Source organism: Pradoshia eiseniae, from assembly GCF_002946355.1.
GTDB lineage: Bacteria > Bacillota > Bacilli > Bacillales > Pradoshiaceae > Pradoshia > Pradoshia eiseniae.
The window spans coordinates 84,225-109,606 of record NZ_PKOZ01000003.1 but is presented as its reverse complement, the minus strand read 5'-3'; the positions used below and the strand labels follow the sequence as shown (position 1 = coordinate 109,606).

The 25,382-nt window shown below is 41.4% G+C and carries 27 protein-coding genes; 20 read left to right on the top strand and 7 right to left on the bottom strand.

Annotation, left to right across the window (positions count from 1 at the left end; genetic code table 11):
* Positions 1 to 54: 54 nt before the first annotated feature.
* Positions 55 to 1,071, bottom strand: a complete 1,017-nt coding sequence (locus CYL18_RS07465) for an endonuclease I family protein (RefSeq protein ID WP_104848868.1) — start codon at positions 1,069 to 1,071, stop codon at positions 55 to 57.
* Positions 1,072 to 1,292: 221 nt separating this feature from the next.
* Here CYL18_RS07465 and CYL18_RS07460 point away from each other — a divergent pair, with 221 nt between their 5' ends.
* On the top strand, positions 1,293 to 1,700 hold the full coding sequence (locus CYL18_RS07460) for a hypothetical protein (protein WP_104848867.1): 408 nt from the start codon (positions 1,293 to 1,295) through the stop codon (positions 1,698 to 1,700).
* A gap of 265 nt (positions 1,701 to 1,965) precedes the next feature.
* The gene (locus CYL18_RS07455) at positions 1,966 to 2,454 is read left to right on the top strand and encodes a BsuPI-related putative proteinase inhibitor (protein WP_104848866.1); all 489 of its coding nucleotides are present in this window, start codon (positions 1,966 to 1,968) and stop codon (positions 2,452 to 2,454) included.
* A 49-nt stretch (positions 2,455 to 2,503) separates the two neighbouring features.
* On the opposite strand, the gene pepT is transcribed toward CYL18_RS07455, so the two are convergent.
* Positions 2,504 to 3,736: a peptidase T gene (pepT, locus tag CYL18_RS07450; RefSeq protein WP_104848865.1), complete on the bottom strand. Its 1,233-nt coding sequence runs from the start codon at positions 3,734 to 3,736 to the stop codon at positions 2,504 to 2,506.
* Between the two features lie 241 nt (positions 3,737 to 3,977).
* Between pepT and CYL18_RS07445 the strand changes: the two genes are divergently transcribed.
* Positions 3,978 to 4,907: an aromatic acid exporter family protein gene (locus tag CYL18_RS07445; protein ID WP_104848864.1), complete on the top strand. Its 930-nt coding sequence runs from the start codon at positions 3,978 to 3,980 to the stop codon at positions 4,905 to 4,907.
* An 88-nt stretch (positions 4,908 to 4,995) separates the two neighbouring features.
* Here the strand turns inward: CYL18_RS07445 and CYL18_RS07440 are convergent, their stop codons facing one another.
* Entirely contained in the window at positions 4,996 to 5,415 is a 420-nt protein-coding gene (locus CYL18_RS07440) for a hypothetical protein (protein ID WP_146102827.1), read from the bottom strand.
* Between the two features lie 300 nt (positions 5,416 to 5,715).
* On the opposite strand from CYL18_RS07440, the gene CYL18_RS07435 reads away from it, so the two are divergent.
* Complete coding sequence (locus CYL18_RS07435) at positions 5,716 to 7,203, top strand: aldehyde dehydrogenase family protein (RefSeq protein ID WP_104848862.1); 1,488 nt, start codon at positions 5,716 to 5,718, stop codon at positions 7,201 to 7,203.
* A gap of 57 nt (positions 7,204 to 7,260) precedes the next feature.
* On the opposite strand, the gene CYL18_RS07430 is transcribed toward CYL18_RS07435, so the two are convergent.
* The gene (locus tag CYL18_RS07430; protein WP_104848861.1) at positions 7,261 to 7,677 is read right to left on the bottom strand and encodes an organic hydroperoxide resistance protein; all 417 of its coding nucleotides are present in this window, start codon (positions 7,675 to 7,677) and stop codon (positions 7,261 to 7,263) included.
* Positions 7,678 to 7,794: 117 nt separating this feature from the next.
* Between CYL18_RS07430 and CYL18_RS07425 the strand changes: the two genes are divergently transcribed.
* The 3 genes from CYL18_RS07425 (at position 7,795) to CYL18_RS07415 (ending at position 9,547) form a co-directional block, all read left to right on the top strand.
* Positions 7,795 to 8,526 (top strand): NUDIX hydrolase, encoded by a 732-nt coding sequence (locus CYL18_RS07425; protein ID WP_104848860.1) that lies wholly within the window; start codon positions 7,795 to 7,797, stop codon positions 8,524 to 8,526.
* A gap of 73 nt (positions 8,527 to 8,599) precedes the next feature.
* Positions 8,600 to 8,881: a hypothetical protein gene (locus tag CYL18_RS07420; RefSeq protein ID WP_104848859.1), complete on the top strand. Its 282-nt coding sequence runs from the start codon at positions 8,600 to 8,602 to the stop codon at positions 8,879 to 8,881.
* 48 nt (positions 8,882 to 8,929) lie between these two features.
* Positions 8,930 to 9,547 carry a pyridoxamine 5'-phosphate oxidase family protein gene (locus CYL18_RS07415; protein ID WP_104848858.1) on the top strand — a complete coding sequence of 206 codons (618 nt, stop codon included), beginning with the start codon at positions 8,930 to 8,932 and terminating at the stop codon, positions 9,545 to 9,547.
* Positions 9,548 to 9,604: 57 nt separating this feature from the next.
* Here CYL18_RS07415 and CYL18_RS07410 read toward each other — a convergent pair whose 3' ends face one another.
* Positions 9,605 to 10,534, bottom strand: coding sequence for an ATP-grasp domain-containing protein (locus CYL18_RS07410; protein WP_104848857.1), 930 nt, complete (start codon positions 10,532 to 10,534; stop codon positions 9,605 to 9,607).
* A 158-nt stretch (positions 10,535 to 10,692) separates the two neighbouring features.
* Here CYL18_RS07410 and coaA point away from each other — a divergent pair, with 158 nt between their 5' ends.
* The 6 genes from coaA (at position 10,693) to CYL18_RS07380 (ending at position 17,506) form a co-directional block, all read left to right on the top strand.
* A complete protein-coding gene (gene coaA / locus CYL18_RS07405; protein ID WP_236636310.1) occupies positions 10,693 to 11,628 on the top strand; it encodes a type I pantothenate kinase in 936 nt (311 codons plus the stop codon).
* A 27-nt stretch (positions 11,629 to 11,655) separates the two neighbouring features.
* On the top strand, positions 11,656 to 12,237 hold the full coding sequence (locus CYL18_RS07400; RefSeq protein WP_104848855.1) for a maltose acetyltransferase domain-containing protein: 582 nt from the start codon (positions 11,656 to 11,658) through the stop codon (positions 12,235 to 12,237).
* 153 nt (positions 12,238 to 12,390) lie between these two features.
* Positions 12,391 to 13,134: a CDP-diacylglycerol--serine O-phosphatidyltransferase gene (gene pssA, locus CYL18_RS07395; protein WP_104848854.1), complete on the top strand. Its 744-nt coding sequence runs from the start codon at positions 12,391 to 12,393 to the stop codon at positions 13,132 to 13,134.
* Positions 13,135 to 13,321: 187 nt separating this feature from the next.
* A complete protein-coding gene (locus CYL18_RS07390) occupies positions 13,322 to 15,076 on the top strand; it encodes an ABC transporter ATP-binding protein (protein ID WP_104849066.1) in 1,755 nt (584 codons plus the stop codon).
* Positions 15,057 to 16,874 carry an ABC transporter ATP-binding protein gene (locus CYL18_RS07385; protein WP_104848853.1) on the top strand — a complete coding sequence of 606 codons (1,818 nt, stop codon included), beginning with the start codon at positions 15,057 to 15,059 and terminating at the stop codon, positions 16,872 to 16,874. Before CYL18_RS07390 ends, CYL18_RS07385 begins: the two co-directional genes overlap by 20 nt.
* 113 nt (positions 16,875 to 16,987) lie before the next feature.
* Positions 16,988 to 17,506, top strand: a complete 519-nt coding sequence (locus CYL18_RS07380) for an NUDIX hydrolase (RefSeq protein WP_104848852.1) — start codon at positions 16,988 to 16,990, stop codon at positions 17,504 to 17,506.
* A 117-nt stretch (positions 17,507 to 17,623) separates the two neighbouring features.
* Here the strand turns inward: CYL18_RS07380 and CYL18_RS07375 are convergent, their stop codons facing one another.
* Together CYL18_RS07375 and CYL18_RS07370 are read right to left on the bottom strand one after the other, a co-directional pair.
* Complete coding sequence (locus tag CYL18_RS07375) at positions 17,624 to 18,952, bottom strand: MFS transporter (protein WP_104848851.1); 1,329 nt, start codon at positions 18,950 to 18,952, stop codon at positions 17,624 to 17,626.
* A 95-nt stretch (positions 18,953 to 19,047) separates the two neighbouring features.
* A complete protein-coding gene (locus CYL18_RS07370; protein ID WP_104848850.1) occupies positions 19,048 to 20,190 on the bottom strand; it encodes a winged helix-turn-helix domain-containing protein in 1,143 nt (380 codons plus the stop codon).
* Between the two features lie 320 nt (positions 20,191 to 20,510).
* Between CYL18_RS07370 and CYL18_RS07365 the strand changes: the two genes are divergently transcribed.
* The 7 genes from CYL18_RS07365 (at position 20,511) to CYL18_RS07335 (ending at position 25,378) form a co-directional block, all read left to right on the top strand.
* A complete protein-coding gene (locus CYL18_RS07365; RefSeq protein ID WP_104848849.1) occupies positions 20,511 to 20,858 on the top strand; it encodes a hypothetical protein in 348 nt (115 codons plus the stop codon).
* Positions 20,859 to 21,239: 381 nt separating this feature from the next.
* Positions 21,240 to 21,494: a hypothetical protein gene (locus CYL18_RS07360; protein WP_104848848.1), complete on the top strand. Its 255-nt coding sequence runs from the start codon at positions 21,240 to 21,242 to the stop codon at positions 21,492 to 21,494.
* A 171-nt stretch (positions 21,495 to 21,665) separates the two neighbouring features.
* Positions 21,666 to 21,884: a DUF1659 domain-containing protein gene (locus CYL18_RS07355; RefSeq protein WP_104848847.1), complete on the top strand. Its 219-nt coding sequence runs from the start codon at positions 21,666 to 21,668 to the stop codon at positions 21,882 to 21,884.
* A gap of 41 nt (positions 21,885 to 21,925) precedes the next feature.
* Entirely contained in the window at positions 21,926 to 22,144 is a 219-nt protein-coding gene (locus CYL18_RS07350) for a DUF2922 domain-containing protein (protein WP_104848846.1), read from the top strand.
* 77 nt (positions 22,145 to 22,221) lie between these two features.
* On the top strand, positions 22,222 to 22,371 hold the full coding sequence (locus CYL18_RS07345; protein ID WP_104848845.1) for a YvrJ family protein: 150 nt from the start codon (positions 22,222 to 22,224) through the stop codon (positions 22,369 to 22,371).
* A gap of 181 nt (positions 22,372 to 22,552) precedes the next feature.
* Positions 22,553 to 24,616 carry a catalase gene (locus CYL18_RS07340; protein ID WP_104848844.1) on the top strand — a complete coding sequence of 688 codons (2,064 nt, stop codon included), beginning with the start codon at positions 22,553 to 22,555 and terminating at the stop codon, positions 24,614 to 24,616.
* A 225-nt stretch (positions 24,617 to 24,841) separates the two neighbouring features.
* Complete coding sequence (locus CYL18_RS07335) at positions 24,842 to 25,378, top strand: GNAT family N-acetyltransferase (protein ID WP_104848843.1); 537 nt, start codon at positions 24,842 to 24,844, stop codon at positions 25,376 to 25,378.
* The last annotated feature ends 4 nt before the right edge of the window (positions 25,379 to 25,382 follow it).

The following is a 25,382-nucleotide window of genomic DNA, read 5'->3' as shown; positions in this document are numbered from 1 at the left end:
TTTGAACCACCTCCTGTATTCCGATGGAAAGAACACTGCCTGCCTCGTTCCTGTTCATAGCAGTATATTGGCTGTATCAGGATAATCAATGAACGGGTTTCGATTTCCTTGTAGCTGATGGATGAGCCAATTGCGGCGTTTTTCATAAACGGTAACAGGATTCTCTTGATGCCATTTGTAAAGCATCGCCATATCAATCAATCGAATCCGCTCTTTTGGTAGCTTATCTGGATACCTGATCAGGAAATACATTGTTGCCCGCGCGACAGCTCCCTTGCCATTCTGCGGCTCAAACCTTTCCTCCCCATCACGCTTTCCGCAATCATTGCGGATCATTTCCTTTGCTGCACTTGGATTATAGTCTTCGAAATCGTAATAGGGAATATTGCTCCGGAATGAGTTGCAGTTCATCTCGCATGTGAACAAATGATGCAAGTCTCCAACCATCGGACTTGCTTTATCAAACCAAGACTGGGGGATGACATGTTCAACATTTAAGCTGAGCGCAGCTAAAATGGAATCGAGGGGTGTCATCGTCTGTGCATTCACAGCCCTTAAGGTATCATACTTGGTTAGTTCCTTTCGGACAGCTGCTTCATAGAACAAGTCCTGTGCTATCAGATAATCTCTTTCTAGGCTCTTGCCTGAATAAATGCTTCTCGCTTTTCCATCTTCATGCAGATCGACGCGTGAATGAAGTTCCTTTTTACTCTGCGAATATGGGAGCTGATTCTTGTGAGTATTGGCAACTAAGTGCTTGATATTGCCCAATAATTCATCATTGGTTGCATCAAATGAGATGTTTTGATAATAAGCCGTCTTTAGCTGATTATCCGGTGTTTCATCATAATAGACATCTTGAGTATCCCGAGCAGTTGCCTTAAAAGTCTTAGTCGTCTGTTCAAACATATCTGAAAGGGAAGCGGGCATTAGTTTTTTGTGCTGTGCTGCATAAATGGGCGCATCTTTAGTAAGATTTTGCATGAAATAGGCAATATCGGCTTGAAGCTGCTTCTCCATTGCTCTTATTCGTTGGAGGATATCATTATAAGCTTGCTGATTAGGGTTCATGATTCTTCGCTCCTTTGTTTAAATATGGAAATAAATGTTGCAAGTTCCGTCAGCATAGCAATTCTTTCTTAAATTGTAAATGAGAAGGATGGATTATTAGATGTGTAAATTTAGTGAAAATTTTAAATAGAATTACTTTTTATCAATCTCTAAATCTTCAAAGACACCTGCTAAAAAACGGTATATAATCTTGGTAATGAGAGGAAAAGGAGTTGGAGAGAATGGTTAGTGGCATCAGAGAAGAAGTGGAAAAAGAAATTTTGGCCTTACAGGAAGAGTATGCACAATTGGAAGATACACCTGCGGATTTCTTCACTAATGCACCATATTTGTATCAAAGCAATAATGGAAACGTGTTTGCGGCAATCATCGAAGAAAACTCTGTTTTATTTGCAAAGGATGAGCCTTCTTGGGGGAATAAGATGATTCGCTTCACTAAAAGTCAAGCAGAGTCTGCAATCCTTCAACTGAAGCTAGAAAAAGAGGGAAGGCTAGATCCAGAGTCTATTGATATGAAGAATCCTCTCAATACAATTTTACTAAGCACAGGTGAAACGCTTTTCTTGGCGTCCGTGCTGCAGACGGCTTTAGAGAAATGGAGATGCCCGAATCCTGCACAGAACTTATAAATCTATTGATACCTTTACCATCAGGCTTTTGAAGCTTGGTGGTTTTTTATTGCGCTAGGTATTGTTTTTTCATTGCTGTTATCGGGTATGGAAAGTGAAAAGCGAGCGAGAAGAAGAAGTATGGTAGATGAAGGGAAGAGGGCCCATACTGGAGCAAATGGCAGGCTGTCAATCCTTAAGGATTAAGAAAGAATCGTAAAGAAGGGATTGGCTTAGGTTTTGTTGAACTACAGAAAGAGACAATACTAGAGAAAGGGGAAGGGACATGAAAAAAGTGATGATGTCATTCTTGTGCCTCTTTGTCTTGGCTGCATGCGGGAATGGTCAAAACAATAGCAATAAAGCAATTGAAGGAAATGGGGGAGAACCTGTGAATGTTCAGCCTGATAAAAAGGGTGTAACAGAGGGTAGATTAAAGCCGAGCTTGGTTGAAACAAAACGGGAAGACAATACGTACAACTTTGAATACACCGTCGAGAACCAAACAGACAAATCCATTCATTTGACGTTCAACAGCGGTCAGAAATTCGATTATATTCTAAGGAATGAAGCAGGCGAGATACTTAAACGCGGTTCGGAAGGGAAGTTCTTCACCCAAGCAATCATTGAGCAGGACTTAGAAGCGGGGGCACGGTTAAGCTTTGATATCCAACTGAAGGATTTAGCCCCTGGGAACTATCGTTTGGAGGCATGGCTGACAGCAGGGAGCGAAGAGACTGACTATAAGGAATTACTGAAGTTTACCATTGAGTAATAAAGCGGAGAGGCTCTTTTTCAATAGAGGCCTCTCCGCTTTTTGCCTTTTAAGAACGCTGCTCAAATAACTGGACTAACTCCACGATGACCTCGGATGCTTTTTCCATGCTTTGAACAGAAACATACTCGAATTTGCCGTGGAAGTTCTCACCACCGGCAAAGATGTTAGGTGTTGGAAGTCCCATGAAGGAAAGCTGAGACCCGTCTGTGCCGCCGCGAATTGGCTTTACAATTGGTTTGATTCCAAGGTTAACCATCGCTTGATGAGCGACATCGACAATTTCTTTAACAGGCTCAATTTTCTCGCCCATATTATAATATTGGTCATTAACTTCAAGGATGATATTCTCCTGACCATATTTCTCTTGATATTTTGCGGCAATCTTTAGCATATTTGACTTCTTGGCCTCAAATTTGTCACGATCATGATCGCGAATAATATAGGAAAGATTGGTCTGTTCGACATCACCATTCATGGCAAGCAAATGATAGAAGCCTTCATAGCCTTCGGTGTATTCAGGAGCTTCTTCTTTTGGGAGTTCAGCATGGAAGTCCATGGCGATTTTCATGGAATTGACCATCTTATTCTTTGCTGACCCTGGGTGGACATTAGTGCCTTTTACCGTTAGCTTGGCAGAGGCAGCGTTAAAGCTTTCAAACTCAAGCTCTCCAAGCGGGCCTCCATCCAATGTATAGGCGAAATCAGCATTAAAGCGCTCCACATCAAATTTATGCGGTCCGCGGCCAATTTCCTCATCAGGCGTGAAGGCAACGCGGATTTTCCCATGCTTGATCTCTGGGTGTTGAATTAAGTAATCCATCGCTGTCATGATTTCGGCGATTCCCGCTTTATCATCTGCACCAAGAAGAGTGGTGCCATCCGTTGTAATTAAAGTTTGCCCCTTATATCCGGATAGCTCGGGAAAATCCTTTGGTGAAAGGATGATGTTGAGTGCTTCATTCAGGACAATGTCACCGCCATCATAATTCTCAATCATTTGCGGTTTAACATTCGCTCCAGTGAAATCTGTCGCTGTATCAACATGTGCAAGAAACCCGATTGTCGGCAATGGTTTATCCGTATTCGCCGGCAGGGTCGCAAATAAGTAGCCATTTTCATCTAAGGTTATCTCTTGCATGCCGATTGCGGCAAGTTCGTCCTTTAGCAAATTCAACAGATTAAATTGTTTTTCTGTGGATGGGCAAGATATACTCGCCTCATTTGATTGGGTATCCACCTTTACGTATGTAAGAAATCGTTCAACTAATTTGCTGTTCATTATGTCCATTCATCTCCTTTATGTATTCTATTATAGCGAAAATTTAATTATTTCAGCAAAAACTTGCCCAAAACCTCGCGAGTTTATTTTTCCTTTCTTAAGGACATTTATTTCATGGATTTATTTTAATATAATGATTTGTGAAAAAGAAATGTGGGTATCTGTGGCAATCACCTATAAGGGAACGTCCGAATAGTGTTGAATCAATATATAGTTTCATTGAAAGAAGGGGTTTGTCGATATGTTTACGATTGGAAGCAGGACTGTAAAAACAGCGATAGGAGCCATGATCGCTTTATCCATCGCTCAGCTTATTGGCTTTCAGAATGCGAGCACGGCAGCGGTGATTACTCTCTTGAGCGTACAGAGTACACAACGAAAAAGCATTTTGATTGCTTGGAGGCGGCTGCTTGCTTGTTTAATTGGAATGGGACTGGCTATTTTAATTTTTGAGGGATGCGCCTATACACCGGTCGCAGTAGGGCTGCTTTTGTTTATATATGTGCCTCTTATGGCGAAGTTTGGCTTGCAGGACGGGATTGTCCCGGGATTTGTGATTGTGATGCAGCTATATATGTCCTATTCGATTACGCAGGAGCTTCTCATCAATCAATTATGCATTGTGCTAATCGGCATTCTTGTTGCTTTGCTGTTTAATTTGTATATGCCGAGTGTCGAGGGGGAATTGCAGAAAATTTCGCAAGAGCTCAATCATAATTTTGAGATGATTTTCCTGCAATTCAGCCGATTCATTCGGAAAAGGGAGCGGGTTTGGAATGATGAATATATTATCCGAACGAAAAAGCTGCTCGAGACGGGAATCGATTTAGCGAGAAGGAGCGAGGAGAATTCCTTTTTTAAACGGGAATCATTTTATCTTACTCATTTTACGAAAAGGCAGCAGCAGTTTCAGCTTGTCGAACGGATGGTTCCGCTTATCATAAACCTGCCGACTGCCTTCGAGCAAAATGATATGATTGCTGATTTGGTAGAGGAGTTCGCTGCCAATCTGAAGGAATCGAATCAAATGCTAGAAAAGTTTCATGCGTTAAGACATAAGTTTGAATCCATGGATCTTCCGAAAACGCGTGAAGAATTTGAAACGAGAGCGGCTCTGTTAATTTTACTGAATAAAATTGAACAATTTATCGAGCAGGAACAAGTGCATTGAGTTGCTGCTTGCATGCATAAGAAGTGTGAGTCAGTTTTTGGTGAAATGGGTGCTCCCAATTAAGGAGCGCCCGTTTCGTTTTGGTCCTTTATTTGATTGACACGAGTGAGGGATTCAAACTCTCACAATATTCCCTGAGAAGCTTCCAGCCTGATTCTTCCTTTCTGAAACGCTGGATAAACAATTTGACGACATCCTTCGGAATTCCATCCATCTCAAAAGTGACCCAAAATATGGCGATGACTTCATTTTCCGAAGCTAGAGCAGTCTTTAAAGGATGAAAAGTCCATTTCGGATCATGACCGCAATATTCATCAAACGCCTCTGCCCAGCCGAGGCAAGCTTCCTTATAGCCCCAATCGGATACTGTCCCATCAGCCATGGACCAACGGACGGCAATATCAGGCGAGAGTCGTTCAACCATTTCCTCTGTATGACAGCTGTTCCAAACCCGCTGGAATTCGACAAAAAACTGTTCAAAGTCATCAAGAAGGGTATTCTCCATCATTTGCCTCCTGGAATGAATTTTGATTTCTGCTAATTCTTCAATATTCTCGCTGATGGCAACCATATCCTCTTTCTTGTCATGAAATTGTTAATTATGTAAGAAAAATGGTCTGGGGAGGTTAGTAAGGTATATTTACCCTGAATTAAGAGGTTTTAAGACAAGTATGACAGAAGAAAGAAATAGTATCATAATGTCCTGCTAGAATAGGTAAAAAGATTCTGATAACAAATTGATAAAAGTAAAAATATGTCTTATAATGAAAACGTTTCCAACGAAAATATATAATTTGGAGGGATAGTTATGGCAACCACACTTAGTCCCAACATCAGCCCGAAGCTAGCAAAATTTCTAGAGGGCACAAAACAGTTATATATCAATGGAAAGTTCGTTGACGCAGCAGGAGGAAAGACATTTGATACCATGAATCCGGCAACAGGAGAAGTTCTCGCGAAAGTCGCGGAAGCTGAGGAAGAGGATATCAATCTTGCTGTAAAGGCTGCACGGAAAGCATTTGATGAAGGGCCGTGGAGCAGGATGAGCGCTGCACAAAGAAGCCGGCTTATTTATAAGTTAGCTGATTTAATGGAAGAGAATAAAGTGGAGCTGGCTCAGCTTGAAACTTTAGATAACGGGAAGCCTTATTCGGAAACATCAAATGCCGATGTTCCTCTGGCAGTAGAGCATTTCCGCTATTTCTCCGGCTGGGCAACGAAAATAGTCGGACAAACTATTCCTGTTCAGGGGAATTATTTTAATTATACAAGGCATGAGCCGGTAGGGGTCGTCGGACAGATTATTCCTTGGAACTTCCCGCTCCTTATGGCAGCCTGGAAGCTTGGCGCTGCTCTTGCGACTGGCTGTACGGTAGTCTTAAAACCAGCGGAGAACACACCGCTTTCGGCTCTCTATTTAGCTGAATTAATTCAGGAAGCCGGATTCCCGGACGGGGTAGTTAATATCGTCCCAGGTTATGGGCAAACGGCTGGGCAGCCGCTTGTTGACCATCCTGATGTCGATAAGGTCGCCTTCACTGGCTCGACAAAGGTTGGGAAATCTATCATGCGCTCGGCTGCTGATACGTTAAAAAGGATTACGCTCGAGCTTGGCGGGAAATCCCCGAACATCATTTTGCCTGATGCTGATTTGACGAAGGCTGTACCAGGCGCCTTGATGGGAATTATGTTCAACCAAGGACAGGTTTGCTGTGCGGGCAGCCGTCTTTATGTGCAGAAGAATTTATATGATAATGTAGTCGCTGACCTTGTCTCTAATACGAAGAAGATTAAACAGGGAAATGGCTTGGAAGAGGGCACGACAATGGGACCGCTTATTTCCTCCACTCAGCAATCCCGTGTTAAAGGGTATATTGATAAGGGGATTGAAGAGGGGGCAGAGGTGCTGACTGGCGGGGATATCCCGTTTGAGAAAGGCTATTTTGTCTCGCCGACGATCTTTGCGGATGTTAACCACAGCATGACAATCGCTAAGGAAGAAATCTTTGGCCCGGTTGTTTCGGCCATGCCGTTTGATGATATTGATGATTTAGTCGAAAAGGCTAATGACTCCATGTACGGTCTTGCGGCAGGTGTCTGGACGCAAGATATCAAGAAAGCCCATTATATTGCGCATAAGCTGAAAGCAGGAACTGTTTGGGTCAATACGTACAATACCTTTGATGCGGGTTCACCATTTGGCGGATATAAACAATCAGGTCTTGGTCGTGAAATGGGAAGCTACGCGCTTGATAACTATACAGAAGTGAAGAGTGTATGGATTAACATGAATTAATCAGAAAGCGGTGTACAGTTATACTGTACACCGCTTTTGTCCTGATAGGGATATCTATCACACAGGAATGATTGTTACATCAATATTTCCTCGTGTTGCTTTGGAGTAAGGGCAAACCTGATGGGCTTCCTTCGCATACTTTTCAACATCCTCTTTTGATAAATCGGGAATAGATACATCAAGTCGAACGGCAAGCTTTAATCCATTATCTGCCTCATCCTTACCGATTGTTACATTAGCAGTCACGCTTGTATCAGCCTTGATCCGGTTTTTGCGCAATACAAGATTAAGAGCACCGTCATAGCAAGCAGCAAAGCCGGAAGCGAAAAACAACTCTGGATTCGCTGCTTCCTCCCCAGAACCTCCCAAGGCTTTCGGCTGCCGTACATCTAAGTCAATGATTCCGTCCTCAGATTTGACATGCCCTTCTCTTCCGCCCGTTGCTGAAACAACGGCTGTATATAATGGTTCCATTTCTTCATCCCCTTTTCTAAGCAATTAATAGACTTTTCCCTTCTTCTTGCTTCATAAACTGCTGCGCATGCAAAATTTAAAAAAGGATTCAGTTTGATAGGAGGCTCAAGGGTATAAATGGCCGAATTTTCGGGATGGAATGGATTAGAAAAATCGTATCGTATATGGATTCCTAAGCGCTTCCATGAATATAATAATAGTAAAAGGTATGAGGCGATGAATATGGAAGTTTTAAAGATATTTGATGAACACGGGTCACAAATAGGTACGTCAACACGTAAGGAAGCGCATGAAAAAGGTTATTGGCACGAGACTTTCCAAGTATACTTCATCGATGGCAATCAACGGAATCGGTCCATTTATTTGCAGAAACGCAGTCACCTCAAAAAGGATTTCCCTAATCTGTTTGATATGACGGTCGCAGGCCACTTAATGGAACAAGAAACAGTGCGAGAAGGGGTACGGGAGATTGAAGAGGAAGTTGGGATAGCCGTGAAATATGACGAGCTTACCTATTTAGGAACGTTTCAAAATATCATAGAGATAGATAGGATGATAGATAAGGAGTTCAGCCATGTCTATCTATATGAGTGTGAGAAACCGATGGAGTCCTTTATTCTGCAGCCAGAAGAAGTAGAGGGAATCGTAAAAGTGAGCGTGAAGGATTTGATCAGTTTTTACACTGGTAAATGCAGCCAAATGACAGCAGAAGGATTCATAGTTGATAAAGGCGGGAAAAAAGTAAGTCATAAACAAAGTTTAACGAAGGCTGACTTTGTTCCCCATGCTGAAGACTATTTCCAAGCAGTTGCAAACGCGATAAGCGATTACTTGTCCGAAGAATGTTAGAATACTAATAAGGAAGTAGGTTTCACCGGAAGTAGAGGGGGCACGCGAAAAGATTGAGAGAGTAGGGATAATCATGAAGAAATTTCTAATCTATGGAGTCATCATCGCTTGTATTGATATTTTCATATTCGCTCTATACCGTGATGTACAGCTATTGCCGGTCTTGACAGGTATCACAGGCGGAATGAGCTTGCTTATCGCTTTGCTGATGGTCGGTTCAGAGCCTTCCAAGGAGCTAGCCGATGACTTTGGCAAAATGGCGCATCTAAAGTCTACATGGTCAAATAGCTATCTGCTCATAGCTCTGCCAAGCTTGGCGGTTTGCCTTCTTTCTGCGCTCATCATTTACTTGTGAGGAATATACATAGTCAAAAGTTCCGCAGAAATATTCAAGGGGGAATCCATGTTTAATCGAACCATCCATACGAGGGAAGCGCTACAGGAGCTTGTTGGCACACCGAGCAATCTTGCTGTACATAAGGTAATTGACAGCTTGGATAGGCATTGCGAGGATTTTATCGCTAAATCTCCGCTGCTGCTATTAGCCACGGCGGACAAGTCAGGAAGCTGTGATGTCTCACCACGCGGTGATCAACCTGGTTTTGTATCTATACTTAATCAAAAGCATTTACTGATTCCTGAAAGAAGAGGGAATAAACGAATCGATTCGCTCTATAATATACTCGAGAACCCGCATGTAGGCTTGATTTTTCTGATTCCTGGCTTGAGGGAGACACTAAGGGTAAATGGAAAAGCGTCAATCGTCACGGATGAGGAATTACTTGCACCGCTCGCTGTATCCAATACCATTCCTTTGGCTGGAATCGGGGTTGAAGTTGAGGAATGCTTCCTCCATTGCGGAAAGGCAATGATTCGTTCGAATCTTTGGAATCCGGCCGCTTGGCTCCTTGATCAAGAATTACCAAGAGCTGCCGAAATTCTCGCCGCTCATGCAAAAATAACAACACAGACAGAAATAGAAACTAGCTTAAATGAAGGATATCGGAAAAGATTATATTAGACATGTGAAAAGCCCAATCAATGAATAAATGGCAATCATTGATTGGGCTTTATTCTATTATCCTAGTTTTGAGCCAAGGAATTTAGCTAACTCGAGCATGCCATACTTACCGGCACGACTCTCTGCGTCTGAATTATAATTCGTATTCGTATTTATATCGTACGTATAGATAGTGCCAGCTTCATCCTTGATAAATTCAATACCCGCAACATCAATCTGTGCATCACGCAGGAAGTTTTCATATTGTTCAATGATTGGGTCATGAAAATCTTCTAGGATGACAAATTGAGGTTTTTCTTCAACAGGCTCACCTGTCGGGCAGAAAAGATCATTGATTTGGCATGCATCGGCCGGACATAGCTCAAAGCCGGATGATGTATCCACATTGACAGCATAGAGAAATCTGCCGCCAATAAATTCAGCCCTTGTTATAGCGGAGTCTGGAGATTGTATATATTCTTGAATGAGCGTAATCCCATCAATAGGTTCTTCGAAAGCAGAGCTGTTCACATAAGCTTCCAGTGCTTCGATTGATTGAAATAATTGGACCCCAAGCCCTTTTCCAGCTCGGTTATGCTTTGTAATGAACGGTTTCTTGCCAAGCTTTTTGGCAGCTTCGATAATGTTTGCCTTGCCTGTTGCGGCTATCGTCGCCGGTGTTTTGATGCCTGCTTTTGTGAGAGCGGTATATTGTTTGATCTTACTAATTTCGAATGAAAGAGCTTTTGGCCCGTTGAATACTTTACGGCCATGCTGCTCAAGCCAATCCAGCACACCGGCTGCAAGCTCTGGAGCATATCGATGGCCCCGTGTATGGGAGGAGGCACTCATGCGATTATAAAAAATTCCCTCAGGCGGCTCACTCGTAAGGTCTACGATTCCGTCGCGCATATGCCATTCCTTATAGGGAAGCTCCAATTCTTCGAGCCGTTTTGTCAGATGTCTTGTCCATTCCTCATTTTCATGGATGATATAAATGGAATTCATGTCAACATTCTCCTTTTGTGGAAGATTGATATAATAGTATCATCCGCTCAAGCGGATGGTCAACGTTCGCGAAAATCCATAAAATTGGTTGTTCGGGTGGAAAATCCTTTAATCAAAGTTTATACTGTTGAATGAGAAAGAGAAAAAGGGAGATACCCATGCCAAATTTTTCACCATATCGTTATTTTTCTAAAAAAGAATGGGCTAATTTACGTTTCAATACACCGATGACGCTCACACAAGCAGAGATTGAAGAACTTCAAGGCGTTAACGAAAAATTATCTGTGGAAGAAATTACGACCATATACCTGCCGCTTACACGGCTATTAAACTTATACGTCAATTCCTCTCAAATGCTTCATGCTGTAACAGATACGTTCTTTGGCAATACAACAAGAAAAGTCCCCTATGTCATTGGAGTGGCCGGCAGCGTAGCCGTCGGGAAAAGCACTACGGCAAGGATTATCCAGGCGCTATTATCAAGATGGCCTAACACTCCGAGTGTCGAAATTATCACGACAGATGGTTTCCTCTATCCCAATGAGGTGCTGAATGCAAAGGGAATCATGGATAAGAAAGGGTTCCCGGAAAGTTATAATACAAAAGAATTAATCAAAGTATTATCAAGAATTAAAGCCGGACATCCAAAGGTCAAGGCACCGGTCTATTCCCATCTCTATTATGATATAGTCCCGGGAAAGTACACGGTTATCAAGCAGCCGGATATAGTCATTGTTGAAGGAATTAATGTGCTGCAGACACCAAAGCAGGAGGCGCATTCCCATAGTGTGTATGTATCCGATTTCTTTGATATCTCCATCTATGTCGATGCTGATGATCGGGATATTTACCAATGGTATGTAGAGCGCTTTAAAACATTGAGAAAGACGGCCTTCGCCAATCCGGAATCCTATTTCCATCGATATGCCGATTTAACGGATGAAGAGGCGGACAATGTTGCCACAGATATTTGGAATCGGATAAACAAGATTAACCTAGACCAAAATATTGCCCCGACAAGGAACCGGGCTAATATCATCTTAGAGAAGGATGCAAATCACTCGATTTCGTCCGTACGGCTTCGAAAGATATAACGAAGATCATAAAGAGGGGCGAGCGTCATGACTGAAAAAGACAAAATGATCAATGGCGATATGTACCGTTCAGCAGACCCTGAGCTGGTCGCAGACCGGATGGAAGCAAGGAAATGGACAAGAATGTATAATCAGACAATCGAGACCGATATAAAGGAAAGAGAAGAGATACTGAAAAACCTGTTTGGCTCGACAGGAAAGAATCTTTATGTGGAACCGAACTTCATTTGTGATTATGGTTATAATATTTTTGTTGGAGAGAACTTCTATGCCAATTTCGATTGTCTTATTCTAGATACATGCCCGGTGGAAATCGGGGATAATTGCATGCTTGCACCAGGAGTACATATTTATACGGCGACCCATCCTTTATTGCCTGATCAACGCAATTCGGGCTTGGAATACGGCAAGCCTGTCAAGATTGGCAATAATGTATGGCTTGGAGGAAGATCTGTCATAAATCCAGGAGTGACAATAGGAAATAATGTGGTCGTCGCCTCAGGTGCTGTCGTGACGAAGGATGTACCTGATAATGTTGTTGTTGGAGGAAACCCGGCAAGGATTCTCAAACGGATAGATGAACAGACAACGTCAAATCCAATTATTTAAGAGCAGGGTGGAAAGCAATTAACCCGAATTCCTGAGAACGATGATTTATTATGAGAAAGATAGAACACAAGCAGCAATAATTTTGTTAAAATACAGATATTCAAATAATTGCAATCATATGAATAATGGTGTGACAGATAGAGGATGTGAAGAATGATCAAACAAATACCGAACTTAATAACATTAGGGAATTTATACTGCGGGTATTTATCCATCTCGTATATTATCAGTGGAGATGTGCGCAATGCCACAATCTTGATTTTTATTGCCTTAATGCTAGACATGCTTGACGGGAGAATGGCACGTATACTTGGGGTAGCTAATGACTTAGGCAAGCAGCTTGATTCACTCGCTGACATCGTTTCCTTTGGCGTGGCACCAGCTTTCCTGGCGTCCTATACGTTCTTTTTAGATTTTGGACAATATGGGATTTGGGTTGCCGGTTTATTCCCATTATTCGGATGTTATAGACTGGCAAGGTTTAATATTACCCCGACTGAGGAATCGATGAAGCATTTCCGGGGAATTCCGATTACGTTTGCTGGAGGCATTGTCGCGTTTCTTGTGCTGCTTGAGAATTATATCCACGTTGGACTTTTTGTCGTCTTGTTTTTCGGATTGGCAATCCTGATGGTCAGCACGATTAAAATACCAAGCTTTAAGAAAGTCAAACTAAATTATTATACCGTTATTATTACGTTATTCTTGCTTTATATGTTTTATCTCATAGCGCGCTCTGGCTTCAAAAGTGTGCCGGAATTTTTCTATGTGGCCATTGCCATTTATGTTGTTTTTATCGTTGCGAGATACATAAAGGGGAAAACGCCTAGGTTCAAGCTGAAGAAAAGCAGAACCATCAAGCTGCCCCGCAAACATAAGAGGAAAGCTAACCGTTGAATTCAGGGTGTCATGCCGATTTTTTCTGCAAAGGGAATAAGCATCTTAAATCCTGGTAAACGGTTTGCTAGTTACCTCCCTCAAACGGCAGCAAGAATTCCACGAGAATGGTTAATGAGGCGCGCGGACTTCGTATCGTGCGCCTCTTTCGTGTTTTTAGACAGAGAAAGCAGGATGTGAAATGTTGATGAAATCAGTAGCAGGTTTATTTAAATATTTTCAGCCATACCGTTTTATTGTCTTGCTAGGACCGTTATTTATGTGTTTGGAGGTTGGGATGGATTTAATCCAGCCAACAATCATGCAGAAAATTATTGATAATGGGATAGCTTCAGAGGATAACGGGTATGTGCTCTGGATGGGTTTATTCATGTTTGGGGCCGCATTGCTTGGTCTTATCGGAGGAATCGGAAGCAGTATCTTTTCTACGCGGGCAGCGGTCCATTTTGCAACCGATCTGCGGAAGGATGTTTTTCGGAAAATTGATTATTTTTCAGGGCCTAATATGGACAAGTTTGGGGCGGGTAAGCTCATTACGATCATGACAAATGATATAACGGCCGTACAGCAAGCTGCCATGATGACGTTACGAATATTTGTCCGCGGACCAATTATGTTTATCGGAAGCATCGTTATTGTTTATTTGACGGCAAGAGAGCTGTTTTCCATCCTCTTGGTAATTGTCCCCATCCTGGTCATCCTTATCATTTTGTTCACGATCAAAGCCGGCTCATTATTCGGCCTCGTGCAAAAAGCGATTGACCGCGTGAATACGAAGACACAGGAGCACTTGGCAGGGGTACGAGTCGTCAAGGCTTATGGAACAGAGGAATATGAGATGAAGCAATTCTCTCAGGTTAATGAGAACCTAACAAAGGTAAACATTCGAGCAGATCTCACCATCATGGGACTCATGCCGATTCTCCAGTTCATCGTTAATATGGGAATCGTCTTTGCTGTTTGGCTGGGCGCGATAAAGCTTGATGGAGGCTCGATGGAAGTAGGCGTCATTATTGCCTTTGTCAATTATTTAACCATCATTCTCAACTCCTTAATGACAAGCAGCTCGGTCCTCATGCAAATTACGAGAGCCTTCCCCTCTGCCGGACGTATTAAGGATGTGCTTGATACAAAAGAGGATATGGTTGAAGCGGAAATGCCAGTTTCTATCCCCCGCCGTAAGGGAGAGATTGAATTTAAGAATGTCAGCTTTAGCTACAGCAGAAATGGAGAACATGTCCTATCCAATGTAAGTGTCCATGTCAAAGCAGGTGAAACACTGGGGATTATTGGGGCAACTGGGAGCGGAAAGTCTACATTCGCTAAACTGATTCCGAGGCTTTATGATGTGGAGGAAGGCCAGATACTCCTAAACAGCACAGATATCCGCGAGTTGTCTTTTGAGGAACTGAGAGATTCAATCGGGTTCATTACACAGAAGAATATGCTATTTTCTGGAGCAATACAGAATAATATAAAGATGGGCAAAAGTGACGCGAGTGAGGAAGAAATGCTATCTGCGCTTGCCGACGCACAGGCTTTGCCTTTTGTGAGGAATTTAGATGGAATGCTTGATTATGAGCTCACACAAGGGGCAACGAATCTTTCAGGGGGTCAAAGACAGCGCTTATCGATTGCCAGAGCCTTGGTCAGAAAACCGGCTATCCTCGTTATAGATGATGCGACCTCAGCAGTGGATGCGATATCCGAGGCGAATATACAGGCTGCTTTGAAGAAGCATTACGCTGAATCAACGAAAATCATTATTTCATCGAAAATTTCGTCTGTAAAAGAGGCCAATCAGATTCTTGTTCTTGATGATGGCAAGGAAGCTGGTTTAGGAACGCATAAAGAATTATTAGAGAGCAATGAGCTCTATCAGGAAATTTGCCGCATTCAAGGAATTAAGGAGGGTGAGACTTATGGGTCAGCAAGGAAGTAACCGCCAAGCACCTCCTAACTTTAGGGGTCCCCGCCATCATTTTGGTCCGAAAAGAAAAGCGAAAAATCAAAAGGAAACGATCTTGCGTATCTGGAATCAGCTAAGCAAGCATCGTTTGAAGCTTTGGATTGTCTTGGTCTTTGTCTTTGTTTCGACAGTGCTTGGCCTGCTTGGACCTTATTATTTGGGGGTTACGATTGATTCATACATCCTTAAAAAAGATGTGCCTGGGTCCATTCAAATGGCGGTGCTATTAGCCGCTATCTATCTGGCTGGCTCTTTGTTTACATGGCTTCAGCAGGATATAATGGTGCGCGTCTCACTCACAACCATTCGGACTATCAGGGAAGAATTATTTGCGAAGCTGCAGCAGCTCTCCTTGCGCTTTTTTGACACCCGTTCACAGGGGGACTTAATGAGCCGTGTCACCAATGATATCGATAATTTGAACAATGCATTAAGCCAGAGCTTGGTTCAAATATTCTCATCTGTCCTGACGATAGCAGGAGTCACGATTGCCATGCTCAGCCTAAACTGGATGATGGCAATGGTTTCGTTTCTGATTATACCGGTTATGCTGTTTGTCTCGCGGAAAATCATTGCTGTCTCGAGCCAGAATTTTGCCAAACGGCAAGCCGATCTAGGGCAGTTGAATGGCTATATAGAAGAGGCAATCAGCGGCAAAGAGGTCATTACTTTGTATGGCCAAGAGAAGAAGACCATTCAGGAATTTCATGAAATCAATGAAGAGCTCCGGAAGTCAGCGATGCTCGCTGAGACATTCAGCGGCTTCCTTGGCCCGGTCAATAACTTTATCAATAATCTTGGCTTTGGATTAATCATCGCAACGGGCGCAATTCTTACCTTGAATGATATGGCATCCATCGGGGTTATTGCTGCCTTTGTGACCTATTCCAAGCTATTCTTCCGACCTATCAATCAATTAACGAATCTATGGAATACGATCCAATCAGCCATTGCTGGAGCGGAGCGCGTATTTGAAGTCATGGATGAGGTGCCGGATTTACAAGATAGTCCGAATGCAGCACCAGTCGTATCCTTTGAAGGGGACATTGAATTCCGGAATGTGTCGTTTGGCTATGAGAAAGATCACCAGATTCTTAAGAATATCTCCTTAAAGGCGAGCCCTGGTGAAACAATTGCGCTCGTCGGCCCGACCGGTTCAGGAAAAACGACCATCATCAATTTGCTATCGCGTTTCTATGACCGTTCCTCAGGTGAATTATTCATTGACGACAAGCCAATTGAAGCGTATAAGATGGCAGACTTGAGGAAAAGGATTGGGATTGTCCTTCAGGAAACCTATTTGTTCTCGGGGACATTGATGGAAAATATCCGCTATGGCAGGCTGGATGCGACAGATGAGGAAGTCATTGAGGCAGCAAAAATTGCGGCTGCCCATCAATTCATCAAGCATCTGCCGGAAAGATATGAGACCAAAATCACCTCAGGCGGAACAAATCTTAGCCAAGGCCAGCGGCAATTGCTCGCCATTGCGAGGGCCATCCTTGCTGATTCGGATATTCTAATCCTAGATGAAGCAACATCCAGCATCGATACAAGGACTGAAATTGCCATTCAGGAAGGCTTGAAAAACCTGACAAAGGGCAAAACAACCTTCGTCATCGCTCATCGGCTGAAGACAATCGAAAAAGCGGACCGTATCTATGTCATAGACCATGGTCAAATAAGAGAAAGCGGCACACATGATGAGCTTCTAGCTTCAGAAGGGTTTTATTATCAATTATATACACAGCAATTTAAGCAAACCGTATAAAGCTAGGACGAGGTAGAGGCTGCCCCAAATGCTCTGTTAAGCGAGTTCGGGGGCGGCCTTTTGTCAATCAGGTTTAATAATATGAAGGTAAGACGACATTAAGGAGCTTAGTGATGGAAAAATTAGATTTATATGATAAGCATCGTAATAAAATAGGCAAACAGATAACTCGTGGAGATGATATGACACCAGATGAGTTTCATTTAGTCATACACGTTTGTATATTTAACTCTAAAGGAGAAATGCTCATTCAACAACGACAGTTCTCTAAGCAAGGCTGGCCAAATCTTTGGGACATCAGCTGTGGGGGATGTGCTGTGGCAGGCGATACCAGTCAGCAAGCTGCTTCAAGAGAGTTATTCGAGGAGTTGGGTGTTCGTTATAACTTTGAAGAGATACGTCCGCAATTTACCATTAACTTTGCACGCGGATTTGATGATTATTATTTAATTGAATATGATTTAGATTTGAAAGATTTGATATTACAGACAGATGAGGTGCAAGCAGTGAGATGGGCTTCAAAAGATGAAATTTTAGAGCTTATCGAATTAAAAAAATTTATACCTTATTATGAGAGTATCATTGCGTTTCTTTTTGAGAGTCGAAGGCATTATGGCTCTATTCGTTTTTAAATGAAACCGTGCAAGGAATGAAACATAAGCCTTCATACAAGTGATTATTATTGATTTTCTTATGGAAGTAAAGGGGCAGATTAGCGGAAGAAAATTAATATAAGATAGTCTGCAACATTAAGAAGGGGTTGCAGACTTTGATTTTTTTTGTTTGTCTTTAACATATTCTTTTAGAGTTTCAACATCTTTATCTTGTTCATATTGTATTATATCCTTTGTTGCTGGTTGGTTTCGATTCCAAATTAGTTTTTGCAGTAGTATCCCTGTCAAACCTATAATGGTCAGACCCAAACCGATTGTTTGAAAGGCTTTCAGTACGCCTAACTGTTTTATCATTAGACCGCCAAGGAGTGGTCCAGCGATAAAAAGGATACTCAATATGGAATCAATAATGCTTGAAATCCTGCCAATGGCTTCTTTTGGGGGTTCGGTTTGAACAAGGTAATTTATAGTAGTAAGAGTAATCCCATTTCCTATTCCACCGATAAAAGCAAGAATGATGGCTAATAATATGATGTTGTATTCCTGTAGATATCCAAAACCACCAGTCATTATCCCAATCAAAAGACCACCAGTCCCAAAGAACCAGCCATATTTTTGTATTTTTTCAAGATGATTTAGGAGTAATACAATAAGTAGAGAGCCAATGCCGATAGCTGAGATTGCCCAACCTGTAACCTCTGGAACATTAGGAAACACCACACTAAACAAAGTAACCATTTGTACATCAATCATTTGAATGGTGAGGGTACTAAAAATCCCGAATATGATACTTGCCAGAAGAATTTTGCTATTGAAAACTATAGACCAGCCTTCCTTCCACAAGCTTAAAAAAACATATTGTTCTTTGACTCCTGAATTCCCTTTTTTTGCTTGATCTTTTATTTGGAGTCGGCTAAGGATTAATCCAGAAATCACGAAAGATATCGTGTTTAGTATAATTGAGAATTCCGGTGAAAATATACTTACAAATGAACCTCCAATAAGTGGGCCAATCACCTTTGCCAGCTGAGAAATACTTCCGTTAATAGTGACTGCTTTCATTATGTCTTTATCCTCTACAATCTTACTAATCAGTCCTTGTTGAGCGGGCAGGCTTATTACTCCTACTGTACTTCGTAACAAGAGGATTGGCAAGGCGATAAAGAGAGAGGGGGAAAAAGCAAGGAACAAAGTCAATAGTGCTCTGGCCCAATCGGAATAGATAAGTATTTTTCTTTTATTTCTTTGGTCTGCGAATACTCCTGCGAATTGTCCTAAAACAATACTTGGAATGGCATACATAATAGGTATAAGAGCGATCAGAATTGGATCGGCGTTCCACGAATAACGAAATAATATTAGCACTCCAACATAATCAAACCAATTTCCTAAGTTAGCCAAAGCATTAGCAGAAATAAATTTTATAAAGTTCCCATTCCGTCTAATTGCTGTTTCCTTCATCATTATAACCTCCACGTGATTTATCTTGACACTATCATAACGAGACAATATCAGAGGAATATCAGAGGAGTGATGAAATTTCTTTATTTATTCATTTGTCATCTTAAATAAGAATTTAACTCAAATTCTATTCTATTTTTTAGACCTAACAATTTGTATTCTTCAGTATACTTTTCCCACAACTCTTGGTAATGAGTGTATAAGCTATCTTTCATTTTTAGCTCCTTAAGAAAGAACAGGATAATATTCATATTGATTAATACACCTGGTATATATTTAGCTTCACGAAACAGTTGGAATCCATCGTTAAAGCAATGTTCAGCTTTATCTTCATTATTCTTAGCAAGATAGTAGATGCCTTCTAAAACTGAATAACTTGCCTTTTCTCTTAAATAAGGATATTTCAGGAGAATTTTTTTTATTTCATCGAGAGATTCCTCTATCAGTCGAATATCTCCTTGTATAAAGGCAAGATAGCCCTCTGTAATAGATAAAATGGGTATAAAGCTATCAATCTTTTTTGTGTATATCACCTTTTTAGATTGGATAAGAAGGTTTATGGCATCGTCGATTTGCTTTGTGAATATCAATAAGGATAGGCGATTCAGTAGCGTGATTTCTAACCGATGATATTCGGGAAGCTCTTTTGCTGCTATGGCATAAGTAAAGTAATCAAGGCATTTTTTCTTGTCTAATTCAATAAATGAATAGATATGGAGATAGTAATAGCATTTCTCCCAGAAAGGGATATCTTTTTGCTCAAGAAACCAACTAAAATCGCCCTTCATAAAATGGAGATACAGAAGGATAGGTAAATCAACTTTAAATCCAAGCATAGCTTGATGTTCATCCAGTAGTTTAAGTGCATTACCTTGTCCATAAAGATGGTACTTCTTAAAGAGGTTAATAACACTGGATGATACCTCTTGATCTTTTATCAAGGGATTCTCCTGTACCTCGTTAATCGATAATAGATAACCTTGTCCCCTTACTGTAGCAATGCTAATAACTGAAGCGAGGGGTTTAAGTTTTTTTCTAACTCTATAAATATGATCGTCAATAGTTCTATCAATAGGTGTTTCCATTGGCCAAACAGCATCTAAGAGTTCATCTCTCGTAAAAACCCTTGACGGATTATGATACAAAAATTTAAATAGCTGAAATTCCTTCGGTAAAAAAATGATTTCTTCAGAGCGATATTCCACCTTATAATCCTTAGTGGAAAATTTAATTTTTTCCATCCTGATATCCTCATCCTATTTGGAATTTATTTGGTATATTTAATTATAACAATCATTATGTAACAATTCCTCCATTCAATAAACTAACCTTTCATGGAACAAAGAGAAAGTAAGAGTTGCCTCACTATTTTTAATCCAATAGCAAAAATGTTTAGTAAGAGAGCTTATTTTGAATATTAGGGATTGGGTTAAGAAATATATACCAATTGCAAAAGCGTAAAATCAGGTTTTACCAGAATAAACATTATGATAATATTACTTTTACTATGTATCGTATAAGAGTAGTACAAGAAATTTAGTAATGTGTTGGAGGACCAGGTTTGAATAGTTTGATCATAGATTGGGATAAGGCAATAGAATCACGTAATTTTAAAAGCACGATTTATTTGATTCAAACAGAATTGAATGAAATCTATAAAGAGCTAGAATCACCAAATAAAATTATTTTAGACATAATAGGCAAAATTGAAATTCACTTATTGATTGACTTTGTTCCGCATAAAGGAGTTATGAAGGAATGGGTAGAATCGGGAATCGTTCACAACATTCCACGTACTCTTGAATGGATCAATCTTGATTTAAAAGAAGTTCAAAATTTAGATAAAGCTAATAAGAAGCTAAATGAATTGATTGTGAAAATCGATGCTGCCATTAAACAAACTAAATAGAAATAGTTATTATAATAGGCTGCATTTTGCTGTAACGGGCTCTCTTTAATTCTAGTCTATTATAGATATGATAATAAGCTCCGTAACCCAGTGATTTTACATAATCTTTTTTGCAAGATCAGTTAGATGCTAGAAATGGATGATAATCAAAACCGACTCAGATTTATAGTTCGAGTCGGTTTTTATATTATCTTCACCTAAATTTCTTTTCTTCACAAACTCTCTTAACTCATTGGGCTCTGTTTGAATTAAGCATAAACAGAATCCAGAATATGAACCATGTGTTTTTTTCAAAACGATAAGGAGACTAATCTGTTTTCCTGTTGGTTATCTAAAAAGGTATAATGGAAAAAAGAGGTTTATATACATAGAGGAGACTATATGAAACTAAATCTATTGACGGCTATTTTTATTGGCATGGTTCTTGGCATTATAATCGTATTTTTAGATCCGGTTTATGGGTTGATACTCGGGTTTGGCATTGTTGCGGGCTGTTTATTCCGCGCCTTGTATTTACTTGAAGAGATACATAAAAGAGTATCAAAGGGGTATGTTAAGCCAACACGAGTTCAAAAAGCCATGGAAGATTATTTGAGAGAAAGAGATAAGAATCAAACAATTGTCCCAAAAGATTGAACAAAGGCAGAAATGTTGATATACCAACGTTTCTGCCTTTTTTTAGTTTTTAGTTATGAATCAGTAAGAGACTGATTGACCCATTTCTTAAAAGAATAATAGAAAATTAGCCACACATGGTCCCTTTTATGCGGGTGGATTGTATATAACGGGTGAAAGGGAGGTGAGAACATGAATGAACAATTCTTGGAAGTGACGAAATTGCAAATTGAGTTCGCGGTCGGAATCGATGCACTTGGCAAGCCGATCACGAAGAAGAAAACCTTTTCCAACATGAACAATGGGGTTGGCGGCAGTGCCTTGAAGCGGTGCGCAGATGCAATTGTATCACTGCAAAAGCACTCGGCAATCGGTGTCAAGAGGCTCGATACCTGGGGTCTTGAATCTTAAGCAAAAAGCAGTGAACAAAACAATTGAAAGGAGTGGAGTAAATGGATAAGGTACTAGAATTATACTTTGTCACGGCTGATGAAAAGACAGCGAAAATACAGATTGAAGATCCTATTGAGCCTGTAAATGAGGCTGCCGTACGTGCTGCAATGAATGAAATCATTGCCTCACAGGCCTTTAAAAATAATGCAGGTCCATATGTAGCTGCTAAAGAAGCACGATTGGTTGAAACGACTAAAACAAGCTATTTATTTTCTTGATGGCAGTAGGGGAAGCTAATCCAATTTGGGGTTAGCTTCTCTTTTTCCAACGAGGGATAGGAAAGGAGGCTACTTCAGTGGACGAATTATTGCTGTTTATAAAGGATGTTGGCTTTCCAATCGTTGTCACTATTTATTTATTATACAGGATAGAAGGCAAGCTTGAAGCGCTCAATATGTCTATTCAGTCATTACCAGTGCTGTTAAGTGAGTTAATGAAGAAATAACGATTGATTGGCAGGGAGCATCCCAATAACAGGATGCTCTTTTTCTATACCCAGATGATAAAATGCTAGGCCGTTTGGCACAGTTTAACAAAAATAGGCAAGGGTACATCAAAGTAGAGAGAAAACTATATACCGAAAGTTCTTACATAGTTCTAGTTTTCGATAATATCATAATGGAAGGATGATGAACGTGGCAGACAATAAAAAGGATGAGCAATTAGAGGAATATCGCATTAATAATGACGGGAAAAAGCTGACGACGAATCATGGTGTCCGAGTGTCTGAGGATGAGCATTCCTTAAAGGCTGGAGAACGAGGGCCAACATTGATGGAAGATTTTCATTTCAGGGAAAAGATGACGCATTTCGATCATGAGCGAATTCCAGAAAGGATTGTCCATGCCAGAGGCTTTGGCGCTCATGGATACTTCCAAGTTTATGAATCGATGGCTAAATGGACGAAGGCAGATTTCCTGCAAGAACCGTCTAAGAAAACGCCTGTCTTTGTCCGCTTCTCCACTGTGGCTGGTTCAAGGGGTTCTGCTGATTCTGTTCGGGATGCGCGCGGGTTTGCGACGAAATTCTATACAGATGAGGGGAACTTTGATTTAGTCGGAAATAACATCCCGGTATTCTTCATCCAGGATGCAATCAAATTCCCGGATCTTGTCCATTCCTTCAAGCCGGAGCCGCATAATGAAATGCCTCAGGCAGCAACTGCTCATGATACCTTTTATGATTTCATCGTGAATAATACGGAGTCGGCCCATATGGTGTTATGGACCAATTCAGACAGGGGTATTCCTCGCAGCTATCGGATGATGGAGGGATTCGGTGTCCATACTTTCCGATTGGTTAATGCAGAGGGAATTGCCCATTTCGTGAAATTCCATTGGAAGCCCCTCCTAGGTGTTCATTCCCTTGTCTGGGATGAAGCACAGAAGATTGCGGGGAAGGACCCGGATTTCCATCGTCGTGACTTATATGAAGCGATTGAACTTGGGAATTACCCGGAATATGAATTAGGCATTCAAATCATCAAGGAAGAGGATGAATTCAACTTTGACTTTGATGTGCTAGACCCGACAAAGATTTGGCCGGAGGAGCTTGTTCCAGTGCATCGCATTGGGAAAATGACCCTAGATAAGAATGTGGATAATGTTTTTGCCGAAACGGAGCAGGCTGCCTTCCATATTGGCCATGTCGTTCCTGGTATTGACTTCACGAATGACCCATTATTGCAGGGACGTTTATTCTCCTATACGGATACACAGCTCCTTCGTCTTGGCGGTCCGAACTTCCAGCAGATTCCGATCAACCGCCCGGTATCTCCAGTGCATAATCATCAGCGTGATGGATACCATCAGATGAGAATTGACCAAGGGCAGGTCAGCTATCATAAGAATGGGCTCGCTAATAATTCACCGGCACCGGCATCCCCGGAGGAAGGCGGATATACTCATTACCAAGAAAAAGTAGAAGGACATAAGGTGAGAAAGCGCAGTGACAGCTTTATGGATCATTATAGCCAAGCTAAACTATTCTGGAACAGTATGTCTATGCCAGAGAAGCAGCATATTATTGAAGCCTTCCAGTTCGAGCTTGGCAAATGTCTTAACAAGGAAATCCAGCAGCAAGTCGTGGATATGTATGCGAATGTTGATCACTTCCTTGCCGAGCAAATAGCGATAGGGCTAGGGCTTGAAGTTCCAGAGAAGGAAAAAGAATCAACGGTCACTGACCAGTCTCCGGCTCTTAGCCAGCTTAATACACCAATGAGTGCGCAAACGAGAAAGGTGGCTATCTTGGTTCATAACGGCTTTGATGGCGAAGATCTGATGAACGTCTTAAAGGCCTTTGAACAAGCAGGAATGATGGCGGAAATCGTGAGTGAACACCAAGGGAAGATCAAGAGTGCAAATGGAGCTGAATTGAAGGTCGACCAAACCTTCCTGACAGCTGATTCTGTTCTCTATGATGCAGTTTATATCGCAACCGGCCAAGAAAGCGTAGATGCATTGAAGAAGAACAAAAAGGTTAATGAGTTCTTGATGAATGCATTCAATCACTATAAGGCTATTGGAGCGCCAAAGGAAGGAGCAGCTCTAATGCAGGCATTCCTTATGGAATCAGAGAAGGCAGCTGCAGGTGTGATTACTTCTGACAATACGGTTAACATCGATGATTCGATAGAAGCCTTCATCCAAGCTGTTGCCAAGCATCGCCACTGGGAAAGACAAATATAAGGAATATACGCACTAGTCCTTTCACAACGGACTAGTGCGTTTTTATTTTTCTGGAAGATGTACAGGAGAATACGGCGAAAAAGGAGAAATAGTATTTGGAGATAAGGAATAGTATCAAGAAGTGCGGCGGCTGATTATTCCTATTTTATCAGAAAGAGGATGGGGGACATTATCTCACTAGAGTTCACCTGAAAGTGATAGAAGAAATATAAGGGGGTGTTCCGCATGTTTCCGCAATTAGAAACAGAGCGGCTAAGGTTAAGAGAATTGACAGTCAATGATGCAGAACGAGTCCTTGCATGCTTTTCAAATGAGCTGGTTATCCGCTATTACGGCCAGGACAAAATGACAAGGGTGGAGGAAGCGAAGGATATCATTCATTTCTTCGCTCGAAATTTCCATGAGAAAAGAGGTGTGAGATGGGGCATTGAAAGAAAGGAGACAAATGAGTTAATAGGAACGATTGGCTTGAATGCTTTAGTGATGAAGCATAAGCGGGCAGAGGTAGGCTATGAGCTCCACCCGGATTATTGGGGACTAGGATATGCTTCAGAATCTCTCGCTTCCGTTCTGTCGTATGGATTTAAACAGCAGCTCGAGCTCACGCGCATTGGAGCGGTTGTATATTTGGAAAATGAGGCCTCGAGCCGTTTATTGTTAAACCAGGGCTTTCAACGAGAAGGGATTCTAAGGAGCTATATGTGCCAAAATGGGAAACCGCATGATGCCTATTTGTATTCGTTAATAAATGGGAATGGATAAAAGA